15 protein-coding genes and 1 tRNA gene are annotated in these 16,373 nt (G+C 66.4%); 4 read left to right on the top strand and 12 right to left on the bottom strand.

Going from position 1 to position 16,373, the window contains the following annotated elements; translation table 11 throughout:
* Window positions 1-207 precede the first annotated feature (207 nt).
* Complete coding sequence (gene leuS, locus HVO_RS06875) at window positions 208-3,084, top strand: leucine--tRNA ligase (RefSeq protein WP_004044471.1); 2,877 nt, start codon at window positions 208-210, stop codon at window positions 3,082-3,084.
* A 123-nt stretch (window positions 3,085-3,207) separates the two neighbouring features.
* Window positions 3,208-3,426 (top strand): DUF7535 family protein, encoded by a 219-nt coding sequence (locus tag HVO_RS06880; RefSeq protein WP_004044470.1) that lies wholly within the window; start codon window positions 3,208-3,210, stop codon window positions 3,424-3,426.
* A gap of 57 nt (window positions 3,427-3,483) precedes the next feature.
* On the opposite strand, the gene HVO_RS06885 is transcribed toward HVO_RS06880, so the two are convergent.
* The 10 genes from HVO_RS06885 to HVO_RS06930 all read right to left on the bottom strand — a co-directional run bounded on the left by HVO_RS06885 (window position 3,484) and on the right by HVO_RS06930 (window position 11,271).
* A complete protein-coding gene (locus tag HVO_RS06885) occupies window positions 3,484-4,479 on the bottom strand; it encodes an alanine dehydrogenase (protein WP_013035300.1) in 996 nt (331 codons plus the stop codon).
* Window positions 4,480-4,777: 298 nt separating this feature from the next.
* Complete coding sequence (gene thsB, locus HVO_RS06890) at window positions 4,778-6,421, bottom strand: thermosome subunit beta (RefSeq protein WP_004044467.1); 1,644 nt, start codon at window positions 6,419-6,421, stop codon at window positions 4,778-4,780.
* 215 nt (window positions 6,422-6,636) lie between these two features.
* A complete protein-coding gene (locus HVO_RS06895; protein ID WP_008606282.1) occupies window positions 6,637-7,029 on the bottom strand; it encodes a DUF7383 domain-containing protein in 393 nt (130 codons plus the stop codon).
* Between the two features lie 63 nt (window positions 7,030-7,092).
* Complete coding sequence (locus HVO_RS06900) at window positions 7,093-7,275, bottom strand: hypothetical protein (protein WP_004044465.1); 183 nt, start codon at window positions 7,273-7,275, stop codon at window positions 7,093-7,095.
* A gap of 545 nt (window positions 7,276-7,820) precedes the next feature.
* Window positions 7,821-7,901, bottom strand: a tRNA-Ser gene (locus HVO_RS06905).
* A gap of 29 nt (window positions 7,902-7,930) precedes the next feature.
* A complete protein-coding gene (locus HVO_RS06910) occupies window positions 7,931-8,137 on the bottom strand; it encodes a hypothetical protein (protein WP_004044464.1) in 207 nt (68 codons plus the stop codon).
* A 1-nt stretch (window position 8,138) separates the two neighbouring features.
* Complete coding sequence (locus tag HVO_RS06915) at window positions 8,139-8,525, bottom strand: Rid family detoxifying hydrolase (RefSeq protein ID WP_004044463.1); 387 nt, start codon at window positions 8,523-8,525, stop codon at window positions 8,139-8,141.
* Window positions 8,526-8,609: 84 nt separating this feature from the next.
* Entirely contained in the window at window positions 8,610-8,816 is a 207-nt protein-coding gene (locus HVO_RS06920; protein WP_004044462.1) for a hypothetical protein, read from the bottom strand.
* 39 nt (window positions 8,817-8,855) lie between these two features.
* Window positions 8,856-9,854, bottom strand: coding sequence for a cytochrome d ubiquinol oxidase subunit II (locus HVO_RS06925; RefSeq protein WP_004044461.1), 999 nt, complete (start codon window positions 9,852-9,854; stop codon window positions 8,856-8,858).
* Window positions 9,847-11,271: a cytochrome ubiquinol oxidase subunit I gene (locus HVO_RS06930; RefSeq protein WP_004044460.1), complete on the bottom strand. Its 1,425-nt coding sequence runs from the start codon at window positions 11,269-11,271 to the stop codon at window positions 9,847-9,849. The genes HVO_RS06925 and HVO_RS06930 overlap by 8 nt, the downstream gene beginning before the upstream one ends.
* A gap of 344 nt (window positions 11,272-11,615) precedes the next feature.
* On the opposite strand from HVO_RS06930, the gene HVO_RS06935 reads away from it, so the two are divergent.
* Complete coding sequence (locus HVO_RS06935) at window positions 11,616-11,822, top strand: hypothetical protein (RefSeq protein WP_004044459.1); 207 nt, start codon at window positions 11,616-11,618, stop codon at window positions 11,820-11,822.
* A 44-nt stretch (window positions 11,823-11,866) separates the two neighbouring features.
* On the opposite strand, the gene ilvA is transcribed toward HVO_RS06935, so the two are convergent.
* Window positions 11,867-13,078: a threonine ammonia-lyase gene (ilvA, locus tag HVO_RS06940; RefSeq protein ID WP_004044458.1), complete on the bottom strand. Its 1,212-nt coding sequence runs from the start codon at window positions 13,076-13,078 to the stop codon at window positions 11,867-11,869.
* Window positions 13,079-13,433: 355 nt separating this feature from the next.
* On the opposite strand from ilvA, the gene HVO_RS06945 reads away from it, so the two are divergent.
* A complete protein-coding gene (locus tag HVO_RS06945) occupies window positions 13,434-14,825 on the top strand; it encodes an MATE family efflux transporter (RefSeq protein WP_004044457.1) in 1,392 nt (463 codons plus the stop codon).
* A 111-nt stretch (window positions 14,826-14,936) separates the two neighbouring features.
* Here the strand turns inward: HVO_RS06945 and citZ are convergent, their stop codons facing one another.
* Complete coding sequence (gene citZ, locus HVO_RS06950) at window positions 14,937-16,076, bottom strand: citrate synthase (protein WP_004044456.1); 1,140 nt, start codon at window positions 16,074-16,076, stop codon at window positions 14,937-14,939.
* Window positions 16,077-16,373: the final 297 nt, after the last annotated feature.

Consider the following 16,373-nt stretch of genomic DNA (forward strand, 5'->3'; position numbering starts at 1 on the left):
TCGTCGCTCGCACGCGCCTCTGACACGCCGCCCGCGATGGGTCCCCTCGTGGTGGGTGTTCCCCGTTTTCGTTTCTCTGTCTCCGTTTCACGACTCGATTTTCTCGGGCCCCTCCCGTGCCATCGTGAGGCAATTTCTGCCGCAATCAGACAGCCGCGCAAGTCGAGTATAGGAGTTATTTTAGGCCGGGGTACCACTACCACGGATATGGACTACGACCCGCAGGAACTCGAAGCGCGTTGGCGGGAGCGCTGGTCCGAGTCCGGCCGATACGAGGCCGACCCGGACGCAGACGCCGACGACGCGACGTTCGTGACGGTGCCTTATCCGTACCCCAGCGGCGGGATGCACATCGGGCACGCGCGGACGTACACCGTTCCCGACGTGTACGCTCGCTACCGACGCCAGCAGGGCGACAACGTCCTGTTTCCCATCGCGTGGCACGTCACCGGCACGCCGATCATCGGCGCGGTCGAGCGCCTGCAAAACCGCGAGGAGAAACAGCTCTCGGTGCTGACAGACACCTACAACGTCCCCGAGGACACGCTTTCTGATCTCGAATCGCCCATGGGCTGGGCGCGGTACTTCATCGAGGAACACTACAAAAAGGGGATGCAGTCGCTCGGCCTGTCGGTGGACTGGCGGCGCGAGTTCACCACCAACAACGAGCGCTACTCGAAGTTCGTCGAGTGGCAGTACCGGACGCTCCGCGACCGCGGGCGACTGGAGAAGGGTCTCCACCCCGTCAAGTTCTGTACGAACGAGGAACAGCCGGTCACGACCCACGACCTGCTGGAAGGCGAGAACGCCGAGTTCCAGGAGTACACGCTGGTCCGCTTCGGCTGGGAGCGCGACGGCGGCGACGTGGTCGTCCCGATGGCGACCCTGCGCCCCGAGACGGTCCACGGCGTGACCAACGCCTACATCGACCCCGAGGCGACCTACGTGGTCGCGGAAGTCGACGGCGAGACGTGGTTCGTCTCCGACTACGCGGCCGACAAACTCGAATATCAGGCCCGCGACGTGGAGATTCTCGAAACCGTCGAGGGTGCCGAACTCGTCGGCCAGACGGTCGAGAACCCCGTCACCGGCGACGACGTGCTCGTCCTGCCCGCCGACTTCGTCGACGCCGACAACGCGACGGGCGTCGTCATGTCCGTCCCGGCCCACAGCCCCGACGACTACGTGGCGCTCCAGGAGGCCAAGGCCGACGCCGACTACCTCGAATCGTTCGGCATCGACCCCGCCGACGTGGCCGACATCGAACCGATTCCGATTCTCGACATCGACTCCGAGGACGACACGTACGGCGAGATTCCCGCGGAGTCGGCCGTCGAGAACCGCGGTATCGAGTCCTCCGACGACCCCGCGCTCGAAAAGGCGACGAAGGACCTCTACAACAAGGAGTTCCACGCGGGTCGGCTCAAGGAGTTCTACGGCGACTACGCCGGCGGCCTCGTCGAGGAGGTCCGCGACGACTTCAAGGCCGACGGCGTCGAGGCCGGCCAGTTCGACGTGATGCAGGAGTTCTCCGAGGTGGTCGTCTGTCGCTGCGGCGGCGACGTCGTCGTCGCGGAACAGGACACCTGGTTCCTCTCGTACGACGACGAGGACTGGAAGGAACTCGCCCACGACGTGGCCGACGGGCTGGACGCCATCCCCGAGAACACTCGCGACGAGTACCACCACACCATCGACTGGCTCAACGGGTGGCCGTGTATCCGCAACTACGGCCTCGGCACCCGCCTGCCGTGGGACGACCAGTTCGTCATCGAGCCCCTCTCGGACTCGACTATCTACATGGCGTACTACACCATCGCCCACCGGCTGCAAGAGATTCCGACCGAGGAGCTCACCCAGGAGTTCTTCGACGCGCTGTTCTACGGCCCCGACGCGGTCGACGACGCCCCCGAGAAGGCGCTCGACCTGCGCGAGGAGTGGGACTACTGGTACCCCGTCGACTATCGGTTCTCCGGTAACGACCTCATCACGAACCACCTGACGTTCTACCAGTTCCACCACGGCGAACTGTTCGACGAGCCGCAGTGGCCGCGGGGTATCGTCATCATGGGCATGGGCCTGCTCGAAGGCGAGAAGATGTCGTCGTCGAAGGGCCACGTCGTCCTCCCCGGCGAGGCCATCGGCGAATACGGCGCGGACACCGTCCGTTTCTTCCTGCTCAACTCCGCCGAACCGTGGCAGGACTACGACTGGCGCGACGACCTCGTCGGCTCGGTCCACGACCAACTGGAACGCTTCTGGAACCGCGCGCAGGAGATTATCACCGACCCCGGTCCGGACGACCAGCCCGACCTGGAGACGGTCGACCGCTGGCTCCTGTCGAAGCTGCAAGACACCGTCCGCGACGTGACGACCGCGATGGACGAAGCCGAGACGCGCTCGGCCAGTCAGGCGGCGTTCTACAACTTCGAGGAGTCGCTGCGGTGGTACCGCCGCCGGACCGACCTCGACCGCCCGGCCGCCAAGTGGACGCTCCGGACGGTCCTCGAAACCCGGCTGCGCCTGCTCGCGCCCTTTATCCCGTTCATGACGAACGAGCTGCACGAGCAGTTGACCGGCACGCCCGCCGAGGACGCGCCGTGGCCCGAGCCGGACGAGAGCTTCGAGGACGAGTCGGTCGAACTCGAAGAGCGACAGGTCGAGCGCCTGACCGAGGACGTCCGCGACATCATCGACGTGACCGATTCCGACCCCGACACCATCCGGGTGTACGTCGCCGCCGACTGGAAGCGCGACGTGTTCGAGACGGTCGTCGACAACGGCGACAACGTCGGCGCAATCATGGGACAGGTCATGCAGGACCCCGACCTGCGCGAGCGGGGTAACGACGTGAACGACCTCGTGCAGGACCTCGTCGACCAGACCCGCGGCCGCGACGAATCGACGCTCCGCGCCCAACTCGAACTGGACGAGGCCGATACCTACGAGCGCGCCGCCGACTTCCTCGCCCGCGAGTTCGACGCCGCGGTCGAGGTGTTCGCGGAAGACGACGACGACATCGTCGACCCGGGCGACCGCGCCTCGAAGGCGATTCCGTTCCGCCCCGCGGTCCACCTCGAATAGTCCGGCGCGTCTCGGCGCGCCGCGACCGAAACGCCGCGCTTCGCCCGACCCACGACGCGGCTCTCGGGGCGACCGCTCCTCTCCGTCGCTCGATTTATCCTCTAGCCGAACTAACAGCATCGTATGAGCGAAGACGACTCGTCGAGCCTCGCACGGAAGGCCTACCACACCGTCACGCCGGGGTCGCACATGCGACCCGACAGCGAGATGGACTCCATCGGGTGGACGATGTTTCTCATCCTCGTCGTCCTGTTAGTCCCGTTTCTGCCCTTCATCGCCATCGTCTACGTCCTCTCGAAGGTGTTCGGCTACCTCAACGCGCAGCGCGGGCCGAGCCCGTAGTCCGGGAACTCGGGCCGAAAAGAAAGATGAATGCCAGCCGCGTCGCGTCGAGCGGCCTCACTCGGCGAGACCGAGGAGGTCGAACGCGTAGCCGTTGTCGTTTTCGAAGGCGTGCTCGTAGGCGACGTGCGCCGCCGCCACGTCCTGAATCGCGAGTCCCGTCGAGTCGAAGACGCTGATGCCGTCGGCGTCGGTGCGGCCGTCGAGGTTGCCGAGGACGATGTCACCGATTGCGCCGTAGATGTCGTCGTCGGTGAGGACGCCGTCGTGGTACGGGACGTTGATTTCACCGGAGTGGGTGGTCTGGGCGTGGTCGTCGATGACGAGCTTGGCGTCCAACAGCACCTCGTCGGCGAGTTCGTGTTTGCCCTCGGCGTCCGCCCCCATCGCGTTGATGTGGGTGTGGTCACCGACCGCCTCGCGCGGGACGATGGGCGACTCGACGGGGGTCACGGTCGACAGCACGTCACAGCTCGCGGCCTCCTCGATGGAGCCGGCGCGGATGTCGAACTCGTCTTCGAAGGCGTCGATGAAGTCGGCGACGCGCTCCTCGTCGAGGTCGGAGACGACGACCTCCTCGATGTCGCGGACCTCGCTGATGGCGCGAAGCTGCGTGTACGACTGGACGCCCGCGCCGACGATGCCCATCGAGGATGCGTCTTCGACGGCGAGGTGGTCGGTGGCGACGGCCGCGGCCGCGCCGGTGCGGAGCATCGTGAGCTCCGTCCCGTCGAGCAGCGCCAGCGGGAAGGCGTTCTCGGGGTCGGAGTAGATCATCGTGCCCATGACGGTGGGCAGGTCGTACTTGTCGCCGTTGTCGGGGTGGACGTTGACCCACTTGATGCCCGCGGCGTCCCAGTCGCCGGCGTCCAGATAGGCGGGCATCGACCGGAAGTCGCCGTTGTACTGCGGCAGGTCGATGTAGGACTTCGGCGGCATCTGGGCGTCGCCGGACTCGTAGGCGGCGAAGGCGTCCTCGATGGCCGAGATGAGCTCCGGCATCTGGACGTTCTCGTGAACGTCGTCCTTGTTCAACAGCAGCGTCTTGCGCATGGAGACACGTTGCCGTACCTGCTACTTAGTTCGTTCTATTTCTGAACACAACTGCAAGTGTATCTTGGAAAGTGAGAGAATTATCCAACTTCTGAGTGGCGGGTGAGTCGGAACGGTCGGCTCCCCTCGGACTGTCGGGAAGTCGTAGTCGGCGCGAGTCGGTTGGTCTCCGCCGCGTGCCGCCATTCGGACGCCGTAGCCGCGGCTCTCCGGCCGTCTGGGACGCTCGCTAAAATAACGTGGTCTGTCGCGCGGTGCAGGCGTCGGGGGATGGGGGTGTGAAGGCGTTAGCCGATTTTCACATCGCGCCGCCCATACCGCCCATGCCGCCCATGCCACCCATGCCGCCGGGTGCGCCGCCCTCTTCGTCGTCGTCGCCGCCGGTGGAGAGGTCACCGGCCGCGATGATGTCGTCGATCTTGAGGACGAGGTTCGCGGCTTCGGAGGCGGAGGCGACGGCCTGCTCTTTGGCGTGGGCCGTCTCGACGACGCCGGCGTCGAAGGCGTCTTCGACCTCGCCGGTGAAGACGTTCAGCCCGGCGCGGACCTGCCCGTCTTCGTGGGCCGCGCGGAGGTCGACGAGCGTGTCGATGGAGTCGAGACCGGCGTTCTCGGCGAGGACGCGGGGGACGAGTTCGAGCGCGTCGGCGTACGCCTCGACGGCGAGCTGCTCGCGCCCGGAGACGGAGTCGGCGTAGTTGCGGAGGCGCGAGGCGAGTTCGACCTCGATAGCGCCGCCGCCGGCGAGGACGCGGCCGTCGGCGACCGTCGAGGCGACGACGTCGAGGGCGTCCTGAACGCCGCGTTCGAGTTCGTCGACCACGTGGTCGGTGGAGCCGCGGAGCAGGAGCGTGACGCCGTGGACGTCGTCGCCGATGCCCTCGACGTAGAACAGCTCGCCGGCCTCGTCGCGGCGGACGGAGGCGCGACCGAGGACGGCGGCCTCGATGGAGTCGAGGTCGGAGACGACCGCCGCACCGGTGATGTTCTTGAGGAAGCGGATGTCGGACTTCTTCGTCCGACGGACCGCGAGGATGCCCTGCTTCGCGAGGTAGTGCTGGGCGAGGTCGTCGATGCCCTTCTGGCAGAAGACCACGTCAGCGCCGGAGTCGACGATTTGGTCGACCTTCTGCTTCAGCTGGGCCTCCTCCTGGTCGAGGAACTTCTGGAGCTGGTCGGGGCTCTCGATGGAGACGTTCGTGTCGATGTCGGTCTCCTCGACCTCGACGGGCTCGTTGAGCAGCAGCACGTCGGCCTCGTCGAACTGGACCGGCATGTCGTCGTGGACGGGGTCCTTGTCGATGACGGCGCCGGTGAGGAGTTCGGACTCGGACGCCGAGCGGCCGGTCTGCGTCTCGATGGAGACGTTCTCGAGGTCGACGACGTGGGAACCGTCGTTGGCCTCCACGGTGACCTGCCGGACGGCGCGGACGATGAGGTCCGCGAGAAGCTCCTTGTTGAGCTCGGAGCTCTTGCCCGTCATGGAGGTCTCGGCGACCTTCTTCAGGAGTTCCTCGTCGTCGGGGTCGACGCGCTCCGCGATGTCGTCGATTTCCTCGCGCGCCTTCTCGGAGGCGAGGTTGAAGCCGCGGATGATGGCCGTCGGGTGGATGTCCTGTTCGAGGAGGTCCTCGGCGTTCTTCAGGAGTTCACCCGCGATGGCGACCGCCGTCGTCGTTCCGTCGCCGGCTTCGTCCTCCTGCGTCTCGGCGACTTCGACGATCATCTCGGCCGTCGGGTTGTCGATGTCCATCTCCTTGAGGATGGTGACGCCGTCGTTCGTGATGGTGACGTCGCCCATCGAGTCGACGAGCATCTTGTCCATCCCTTTGGGGCCGAGTGTGGAACGTACCGCCTCGGCGACTGCTCGTGCGGCGCGGATGTTGTACTCCTGCGCGTCGCGGTCCTTGACGCGCTGTGCATCCTCGCCCATGATGATCATCGGCTGACCCTGCTGCATTCGCTGGCTCATAGACAGGCCTTGATTGTTTGTGATTCTATAAAAAGGCTTCGCCGGCGAATCGAAGGACGGAATCCGAGCGCTCGCCGTGTACTCCCGATAATCGTGCGACTGAGTCCGTCTTCGATGTGTTCGAGGGCAAAGTATGGTACGCTATTTCACACCACTATTTGTGCCCGGTCGAACCGCTTTATAGGCTACTCTTCGACCGGCTCTTTCCAGTGGACCGTCACCGTCCCGACGGCGAACGCGTCGTTCCCTTCGTCGTCGCGGACGACCCGGATGGTGTTCGTCCCTTCGACGAGGCTCGCGCCCGTGACGGTGTCGACCCAGTACTGCCAGCCGTCGCCCGGCGGGATATCGAACCCCGAAAGCGGGTCGCCGTTGATTCGAATCTCGTGGCCGTACTCGCCCACGTCGAACGCCTGGATGCCGAGATACGGCTCTCTGGGGTCGTCGGTCGGCACGTCGAATTCGAACGTCTCCGTCTCGTCTCCGGCGTCGTCCGCCCAGTCGAGGTCCAGCGTCTCGCCTTCGGGGTGGAGGTGCGAGCCGATGAACACGGTCGCGTAGTTCGCGCGGTGGTGCACGCTCACACGTTCTGCTGCGCCCGATAAAAATTCGCGTGGTCGGAGGTCGTGTCGGCCGCGCCGTCAGTCGTCTTCGGGGAGTTCGTCCGCGAGGAACTCGCCGTCGGCGTCGTCGCTCGCGGCGTCGAGCGGGGGCTCGTCGTCGTCTCCGTCTAACACCGATAACTCGCGTTCGTACAGCCGCTCGGTGAGTTGGGTCCGCTTGTTGAGGCCCTTCTTCTCGCGGCCGGTCTTGGTGTCAGGCATTGTCAATTGTGGTATCGCATCCCATGGCGATGAATGTTTTGTCCGAACAGTTGATACGGTCGGGTCTGTGGTGGTGCCTTGGGTCGCGTCGAACTGGGAGTTCCCTACCAGTTTCGACGTACCTTGTTCTTGGCGCGTGGTGCGATAGACTCCGCCGACGGTTCCCGCCGTCCGGCGATTGAGGGAGAAGCTATGTGCTTCGGGTGCGAAGGGCAAGGTTCGACTCGGTGTGCTCGGTTCGGGTCGGGGTCGCAGATGTAGCTTTCCAGAGAAGCACCAGAAGCGGGAGTTGAACCGCAGTCGTTCGGCTCATCCGTTCGCCTCGCTCCGTAGTTCAATTCCCTCTCGGAAACGCTTCACGAAAACTGCCACCGCGATGCGCCGAGACGCATCGCTCGGAGTGTAGTTTTCAGAGAAGCGCCAGGAGAGGGATTTGAACCTCAGTCGCTTCGCTCCCTGGTTCAAATCCAACTGAGGCGTTCTTCCGAACTCGAAGTCCGCAGCGCGACGAGACGCGCTGCTACGTGGGTTGAGTTCGGAAGAAGCGCCAGGAGAGGGATTTGAACCCCCGATCCCAGAGGGAACACGCTTTCCAGGCGTGCGCCTTACCGCTCGGCCATCCTGGCTTACAACGCAACGTTTCCGCCTGGATAATTTAAGCCCTTCCTTTCCGTTCGAGTCGGGGTTCGATGACGTATGTCACAGACGCGACCGCGACGCCGGACGCGACCGCCACCGCGGCGACCACCCCGAACGACGCGTCGATGCCGAGTCCGAGGAGGACCGCGCCCTGCGCGAGGACGCCCACGAGGAGGAGGCTCGCTGCGCCCCACGCGAGCGCGGACCGGACGCGGCGGGCCACGTTACTCCTCGTCGACGACGGCGACGGCCTCGATTTCGACGCCGACGCCCTTCGGCAGGTTGCCGACCTCGACCGCCGAGCGGGCCGGCGGCTCCTCGTCGAAGTAGGTCGCGTACGTCTCGTTCATCTCGTCGAAGTCGTCGATGTCGGCGAGGAACACCGTCGTCTTCAGCACGTCGGTCGCGTCCGCGCCGGCCTCCGCGAGGATGGCCATCACGTTGTCGAGCGACTGCGTCGTCTGCGTCGCGATGTCCTCGTCGTCGAGGAGTTCGCCGTCCGGCGTCAGCGGAATCTGTCCCGCCGTGTAGAGCAGCGAGCCGTTGGTCGTCGCCTGACTGTACGCGCCGACCGCGGCCGGCGCTTCGTCGGTTTCGATGACGCGCTTCATACGCGGTGGATTTCGCCACGACGTGATAAAATAGGGTGGAACGTCCGGGTCCGCGGCGGGACCTCCCCGCCGCGGTCCGTCGGGTTACACCGACTTGCCGGAGAGGCTGATGCCGGTCGTGAGCACGCCCGAGGCGAACAACAGCCCCATCCCAAGGGCGGTGACCACGTCGCCGTCTCGGAGCGCGAACCCCGCGACGGCGACGCTGACGACGACCAGTCCGAGGCCGAGGAGAGTCAGCGGTTTAGTGAGCGATTCGGCGGTGGGTTCGGTGTTGGGGAGCGTAGCCATGGGTGGATTGGTTGGTAGTGGGAGGTGGATTGCAGTCGGTCAGGAGTACGATTCTCCGGTCTCGATGGGCCCGCTGAACGTCGAGTAGAGGATGCCGAAGTAGGTAAACACGAGCGGCAGGAGCAGCGCCGACGCGACGCTCATGATGTTCAGCGGGAGCACGGAGATGATGGCGTCCGCGACGGTCAGCCCGGTCGCGGGGTCGGCCAAGGGGAACATGAGCGTCGCCACGAGCGCGACGAACGCGAACACGAGCACCGGCACGGCCCCGAACGCGAGCGTGTAGCGCCCCCCGCGGAGCGCGAGCAGGTAGCCCGCGGCGGCGGCGAGGCTGACGACGACGAGCGCCAGCGGAATCGGCGCGAGAACGCCGAGGTCGGGGCGGACGGCGATGAGGTAGCCGAGCGTGACGACGACGAGCGCGAGGTAGGCGGCCATCGCCCGCGGGCCGTAGTCGGCCACGTCGCGCTGGAGGCTCCCGCGGGTCTTCATGGCGAGGAAGCCGACGCCGGCGACGACGGTGAGCGCGACGACGGCGAGGCCGACGACGACGCCGGGCAGCGACAGGAGCGACTCGACGCCGAGGAGCCAGTGGGCGGCGAACACGCCGAGGAAGAAGGGCGCGCTCACGCTGCCGACGACGAACGCCCGGCCCCACCACGTCTGCCACGCCTCGTCGTGGCGCTGTTCGTACATCTCGGGGGCGAGTCCGCGGAGGATGAGCGCCCCGAGGATGGCGAACATGAGCAGGTAGTGGCGGCTGAAGAGGTTCGCGTACACCGCCGGGAACGCGGCGAACAGCGCGCCGCCGAAGACGACGAGCCACACCTCGTTGCCGTCCCAGAAGGGGCCGATGGCGGCCAGAAGCGTCTCGCGTTCCTCGTCGTCGTCGCGGGTCGCGAAGATGGCCCCGACGCCGAAGTCGAAGCCGTCGAGGAACAGGAACATCCCGAGGATGAAGAAGACGAGCCCGAACCACAGCTCCTGCAACGGCAGGCCGAAAAGCGGGTCGGTGGCGAACGCGCCGTAGTCAGTCATCGCCGGTCACCCCCGCGGGCGCGGCGGCCTCCGCACCCGCCTCGGTCTCGTCGACGCTCGGCGGCCCCTCGCGGATGATGCGGCGAATCACGTAGGTGTAGAGCGCGAGCAGGCCGGTGTACACGACGGCGAAGCCGACGAGCGTGAGCGTCGCCTCGAAGCTCGTGAGCCCCGGCGAGACGCCCTCGCTCGTCCGGAGGACGCCCTGGATGACCCACGGCTGTCGGCCCACCTCGGTGACTATCCAGCCGACCTCGACGGCGAAGATGCCGAGGAGCGACGACCCGACGAACGCCTTGTGCAACAGGTCGTCCTCGTACAACTCGTCGGCCCACCAGCGGTAGCCCGCCCAGAACGCCAACAGGATGAACCAGAACCCCGCGGCGACCATGAGCCGGAACGACCAGAAGACGATTGCGACCGGCGGGGCCTCCGTGTCGAACTCGTTCAGGCCGGTGATTTCGGCCTGCGGGTCGCCGCCGCTGGCCAGCCACGAGGCCCCGCCGGGGATGCCGATGCCGAACAGCTCTTTCGCGCGCGGGTCGGTGATACCGTCGAGGCTCGTCGGGATGGCGAAGATGTACTCGGGGACGTAGCTGTCGGTCTCCCAGACGGCCTCCATGGCGGCGAACTTCTGCGGCTGGGTCTCGTAGACGTGCCGACCGTAGGCGTCGCCGTGAATCGCCTGAAACGGCGCGGTCACGAGCAGGACGACGAGCGCGATTTTGAGCGTCTTCCGCCAGAAGCGCGCGTCCTCGCGGTCGTCGTCGGCGCTGATGCCGCGCTGCCAGACGTGGTACGCCGCGACGCCGGCCATGAACAGCGCGACCGACAGCACCGCGGCGTTCTGCATGTGGACGAACATCCACGGGAACCGCGGGTTGGCGTACGCCGCGATGGGGTCAACGAGCGAGACGACGAGCTGGCCGCTCTCGCGCGCGAGTTCGTACCCCCGCGGCGTCTGCATCCACGAGTTGGCGACGAGAATCCACACCGCCGAGAGCCACGTCCCGAGGCCGACCGCGACCGCTGAAACCATGTAGAGCGCGTCTGAGACCTTCTCGCGGCCGAAGACGAACACCCCGAGGAACGTCGCTTCGAGCATGAACGCCATCATCCCCTCGGTGGCCAGCGGGCCGCCGAACAGCTCGCCGGCCGCCGTCGAGAACGCCGCGAAGTTCGTCCCGAACTCGAATTCGAGGACGATGCCGGTCACGGTGCCGACGACGAACGAGACGGCGAAAATCTTGGTCCAAAATCGCCTGAGCTGTTCGTACACCGGGTCGTCGGTGCGGATGTCCTTCCACGTGAAGTAGATGAGGAAGGGCGCGAGGCCCATGCTCATCACGGGGAAGATGATGTGGACGATGGTCGTGAGCGCGAACTGCAGCCGACTGGCGATGACTGGGTCGAGCATGGTTGGGGTGCGGGGTCGCTGACGACGGGGCGAACCGGGGCGCGGGGGATGGGGCTTCCCTCTTAAACGCCTTCGTATTGGGGGAGGGTCAATCCCTGCATGCTTCCCACGAAGTGAAAATCATCGTAGACGGTGTCTCCCGCCCGAATTCGACATAATCGACCGGGTAAAAAAAGGCGGGCGTTCGTCGGAACTCGACGGGCCAGAAACGCGCTCACACGCTCGCAACGCGCCCGTCTCGGGCGGATTCCGGTCGCCAACGCACCGACGCGCCGCCTCAACCGCCCCGACCGCCCGACCGTCCCGACCGACAAGCATACGCCGGAACCGTTCGGATGTAGCACATGACCCTCCTGTGGCAGGCTGTCCACGTCGGAATCTCGGTTCTCGGCGTCGCGTACCTCGCTTTCCCCGCGCGAATCCACACGTTCGGGTTCGAGTTCCTCCGGCGCTCGCCCTCGGAGGAGTCCGGAGCGTCCGACGCTCCCGTCTGGCTCTATCGGGGCATCGGGGCGCTCCTCGTGTTCATCGGGGCTACCGGCCTCGTCTGAGCGCCGGTTTCGAATACGGGGCCCGGCCGCTCCTGTCGACGCGGTCAGTCGAGGACTTCCACGTCGTAGCCCGCGTCGCGGAGCTCTTCGAGGAGCGACTCGACGTGGTCGGGACCGCGCATTTCGAGGTCGATTTCGACCTCGGTCGCGTTCAGCGCGATTTTCCGAGAGGTGCGGTCGTGCCTGACGGCGTAGATGTTCGCCTTCTCCGCGGCGATGATTTCGATGAGCTGTTCGAGCGAGCCGGGGCGGTCCTTCAGTTCGGTCCGAATCTTGAGGTACCGGCCCGTCTCGACGAGGCCGCGCATCACCACTGTCGTCAGCGTGTTCATGTCGATGTTGCCGCCGCACAGCGCGGGGACGACGACCTCGCCCTCCTCGTAGTCGAACTTCTGGAAGACGAGCGCCGCGAGCGCGACGGCCCCCGCGCCCTCGACCAGCGTCTTCGAGCGTTCGAGCAGGTAGGTCAGCGCCACGGCGATTTCCTCGTCGGAGACGGTGACGACCTCGTCCACGCGCTCGCGGATGACCTCGAAGGGTTTGTCGCCGATTCTGCGGACGGCGATGCCGTCGGCGATGGTGTCCACCTCGTCGATGGTCTGAATCGACCCCTTGTTCAGCGAGTCCGCGGCGCTGGAGGCCTGTTCGGCCTGCACGCCGATGACGCGGGCGTCGGGGTACTGTTCTTTGATGGCCGTCGAGATGCCGGAGATGAGGCCGCCGCCGCCGATGGGGACGACCACGGTGTCGAGGTCGGGGCAGTCCTCCGCGATTTCGAGGCCGATGGTCCCCTGTCCGGCCATGACGTACTCGTCGTCGAAGGCGTGGACGTAGGTCCGGCCCTCGGACTCCTCGATTTCGTGGGCCTTGGTCTGCGCCTCGTCGTAGTCGTTGCCGTAGAGCACCACGTCGCCGCCGTAGCGCTCGGTCGCTTTCACCTTGGAAATCGGCGCGTACTCCGGCATGACGATTTTCGAGTTCACGCCCGCTCGCGACGCCGCGAGCGCGACGCCCTGCGCGTGGTTGCCGGCGCTCGCGGTCACGACGCCGGCGGCTTTCTCCTCGTCGGAGAGCGTCGTGATGCGGTTCGTCGCGCCGCGAATCTTGAACGACCCCGTGCGCTGGGAGTTTTCGAGTTTCAGGTACACCTCGGCACCCGTCATCTCCGAGAAGGTGTGGGAGTACTCCAGCGGTGTCCGTCGGGCGACCGCTTCGACGCGCTCGCGGGCGGCGCGTACGTCGTCAAGCGTGAGCATGGTCGGAAATCACCCGTGTCCGCGTTTAATCGTTCGGGAATGTATCGGTATCAGGGGCGTGATGTCAACCCTCATAGTCGTCAGTTGAGGACTCCGTTTCGCACCCGCCGACGGACGCCGTCGCGGTCGCTCGCCGGTCGGTGAAAGGGAAAGGGGGAATGCACGCGTGTGACGTGCAACTGTCTTTCTGGTCCCCGCACATATAAACGTCCCCCACCCGGAGTGAAAGTAAAACCGGGGGACCGCGGCGACCAGCCGATCGCGTCTGACGCTCGGCATTCGTGCGTCGCATCGAGCGCGGTCGGCCGGTCGCCGCTTCCGGTACCGTCAACTGCACGAGGTCCGTGGCCTCGGCATGAACCTCGGTCGCCTCCGGCGGGTCTGGAAGCGCATCTTCTCGCTCGCGTGGCCGGTGATGGCCGAGCAGACCGCCCAGACGGCGATGCGGACCGTCGACGTGGCCGTCACCGCGGCGCTCTCTCCCGCCGCGGTCGTCGCTATCGGCCTCGCCGACCTCTACGCCCGGTTCCCGCTCCGCATCGGTCTCGGCCTCGGCGGCGGCGCGATTGCGCTCTCCAGTCAGGACACGGGCAGCGGCGCGGACGCCAACCGGAGCGAGGCCATCTCGACGGCGCTCCTCCTCGCGTTCCTCGCGGGGATTCCGTTCCTGATTTTCGGCTTCACGCTCGGCGGCGCGGCCATCGACGCGTTCCCGGCGAGCGAGCGGGCCGTCGCCCTCGGCACGACGTATCTCGCGGTCATCTTCGCCACCTCGCCCGCGCGGTTGGTCTCGCTCGTCGGCTCGCGGTCGCTGCAAGGCGTCGGCGACACGCGGACGCCGATGCTGGTCAACGTCTTCGCCAACGTCGTCAACATCGGGCTGTCGGTCGGTCTCGGCTTCGGCCTCGTCGGCCTGCCGGCGCTCGGCGTGCTGGGCGTGGGGCTCGCCACTTCGACCGCAAACGTCCTCTCGGCGGGACTGCTTCTGGTCGCGCTCGCCCGCCCCGCGTCACCGACCTCGCTGGTCCGCCCCCGCGACCGGACGGTCGCCGGCCAACTCGTCCGTATCGCCACCCCGCGGGTCGGCGAGGGTATCGCCGCCGAACTCGCAGAGTTCCCGTTCAACGCCCTGCTCCTCGGCTTCGGTGACGCCGTCAACGCCGGCTTCCAAATCGGCCGCCGGGTCTACCAGCAGGTCGCAAGCCCGCTGGCGCGCGGCTACAACGTCGCCGCCAGCGTCCTCGTCGGGCAGGCGCTCGGCGCGGGCGACAGCGAAACCGCGCGGTATCAGGGCGGCGCGGTGGCGCTGCTTTCGGTCGTCACGGTCGGCGGCATCGGGCTCCTGCTCGCGGCGTTCACCGAACCCATCGTCGGCCTCGTCGGCTCCGGCGGCGGCACGGACCTCGACTGGGCCGTGAAGTTCGCCGTCGCCTACGGTCTCGCCGCACCGGGGCTGGCGCTGTTCGTCGGCCTCTCCGGGTCGTTGCAGGGCGCGGGCGCGACGCGGATTCCCTTCGTCGCCCGGCTGACCGGGGTGTTCGGCTTCTTCGTCGGCCTGTCGTACCTGCTCGTCGAGGGGTTCGGCTACGGCCCGCTCGGCGCGCGAATCGGCATCGTCCTGTCGTTCACGTGGATGGGGCTGTTCGCGCTCGTCGCGTTCTCCTACGCCGACTGGGCGGGCCACGCCGACTCGCTCATGGTCGAACGCGGGAGCGTCGGCGTCGACGACGTGGGCGAAGACGACTGAGGGCGGCGCGTGCGGCGGACGGCGAACGCGAGAGCGGGAGGCGGAGGGTGAAGGGAACGACGCGTCGCTCCGGGGGCAGCAGACGGAAAACAGTCGCGTGCGGTTCGTCGCCTATCGCTCGTCGACCGGCGTGAAGTCGAGGTCTTTCTCGCCGGTGTAGCGGGCGCGGGGGCGGATGAGGCGGTTGTCCTCGTACTGTTCGAGGACGTGCGCAATCCAGCCGCCGGCGCGCGAGACGGCGAAGATGGGAGTGTAGAGGTCGATGGGGATGCCCATCTGGTAGTACGTCGACGCGGAGTAGAAGTCCACGTTCGGCGCGAGGCCCTTCTCCTCGCCGATGTACTCCTCGATGGCGACCGACATCTCGTACCACTTCATGTCGCCGGCGGCCTCGCCGAGCGCCTCGGACTTCGCGCCGAGAATCTTCGCGCGGGGGTCCTTGACGTTGTAGACGCGGTGGCCGAACCCCGCGACGCGCTCGCCGCGGTCGAGGGCGTCTTTGACCCACTCGGTCGGGTCCATGTCGCTGTCGTCGACGTCCTTCAGCATCCGCATGACGTTCGCGTTCGCGCCGCCGTGGAGCGACCCCGAGAGCGTGCCGATTGCGGACGTGACTGCGCTGTAGAGGTCAGAGAGCGTCGAGGACGTGACCATCGCGGAGAAGGTCGAGGCGTTCAGTCCGTGGTCGGCGTGGAGCACGAGCGCCATGTCGAACGTCTCGGCGAGCACCTCGTTCGGCTCCTCGCCGTTGAGCATGTAGAGGAAGTTCGCCGCGTGATTCAGGCTCTCGTCGGGTTCGACGTAGTCGTCGCCGCGACGGAAGCGGGCGTAGGCCGCGAGCACCGACGGCATCTTCGCCGTGATGCGCTTTGCCTTCTCGAGGTTGACCTCGCGGTCGGTCACGTCCTCGAAGTCGGCGCTTTCGTCGTACGCCGACATCGCCGAGACGAGCGTTCGGAGCGCCGCCATCGGCGACTCGTCCTGTTCGGCGAGTTCGCGTGCCACGTCGAGGACGCCGTCGTCGAGGTCGCGGTGGGCCGCGAGCTCGTCGGAGAACGCGTCGAGTTCCTCGCCCGTCGGAAGCGCTCCGTGCCACAGGAGATAGAGTACTTCCTCGTAACTTGCGTCCCGTGCGAGGTCTTCGATATCGTACCCGCAGTAAACGAGTTGTCCCGCGTCGCCGTCGATGAAACTGAGTTTCGATTCGGCGACCAGCACACCTTCCAGCCCCCGCTTCAGTTCGCCTGACATACCCAGACCGTTGCCTACCATATCAAAAAAGCGTTATCGTTTTCACTCATCTGTTACCGACCGCCATACACATACAGTGGCAGCCCCGTCTGTCGGTTTCGCGGATAGTCGGTGTCTAAAATAGTGTTCGACGATTGTCGTTATTTTCGGGGCACTTATACGGAGTCCCCCCGATGGGTCGCGCGCGCGCCGCTCGGGCGACCTGCAAACTCATATCCCCCGACGGCGTAGTTCTCTCGAACCACGGTGGCACCGTTACTCCTGGCAAGCCTTTTGCCGTCCCGTCGTGAAGGCGGG

The sequence above is a fragment of the Haloferax volcanii DS2 genome, assembly GCF_000025685.1.
In the GTDB taxonomy this organism is placed as follows: Archaea; Halobacteriota; Halobacteria; order Halobacteriales; family Haloferacaceae; genus Haloferax; species Haloferax volcanii.

Coding starts and splice junctions, on each gene's coding strand:
- leuS (WP_004044471.1), top strand. CDS start 208: ATGGACTACGACCCGCAGGAACTCGAAGCGCGTTGGCGGGAGCGCTGG.
- HVO_RS06880 (WP_004044470.1), top strand. CDS start 3,208: ATGAGCGAAGACGACTCGTCGAGCCTCGCACGGAAGGCCTACCACACC.
- HVO_RS06885 (WP_013035300.1), bottom strand. CDS start 4,479: ATGCGCAAGACGCTGCTGTTGAACAAGGACGACGTTCACGAGAACGTC.
- thsB (WP_004044467.1), bottom strand. CDS start 6,421: ATGATCATCATGGGCGAGGATGCACAGCGCGTCAAGGACCGCGACGCG.
- HVO_RS06900 (WP_004044465.1), bottom strand. CDS start 7,275: ATGCCTGACACCAAGACCGGCCGCGAGAAGAAGGGCCTCAACAAGCGG.
- HVO_RS06915 (WP_004044463.1), bottom strand. CDS start 8,525: ATGAAGCGCGTCATCGAAACCGACGAAGCGCCGGCCGCGGTCGGCGCG.
- HVO_RS06920 (WP_004044462.1), bottom strand. CDS start 8,816: ATGGCTACGCTCCCCAACACCGAACCCACCGCCGAATCGCTCACTAAA.
- HVO_RS06925 (WP_004044461.1), bottom strand. CDS start 9,854: ATGACTGACTACGGCGCGTTCGCCACCGACCCGCTTTTCGGCCTGCCG.
- HVO_RS06930 (WP_004044460.1), bottom strand. CDS start 11,271: ATGCTCGACCCAGTCATCGCCAGTCGGCTGCAGTTCGCGCTCACGACC.
- HVO_RS06935 (WP_004044459.1), top strand. CDS start 11,616: ATGACCCTCCTGTGGCAGGCTGTCCACGTCGGAATCTCGGTTCTCGGC.
- ilvA (WP_004044458.1), bottom strand. CDS start 13,078: ATGCTCACGCTTGACGACGTACGCGCCGCCCGCGAGCGCGTCGAAGCG.
- HVO_RS06945 (WP_004044457.1), top strand. CDS start 13,434: ATGAACCTCGGTCGCCTCCGGCGGGTCTGGAAGCGCATCTTCTCGCTC.
- citZ (WP_004044456.1), bottom strand. CDS start 16,076: ATGTCAGGCGAACTGAAGCGGGGGCTGGAAGGTGTGCTGGTCGCCGAA.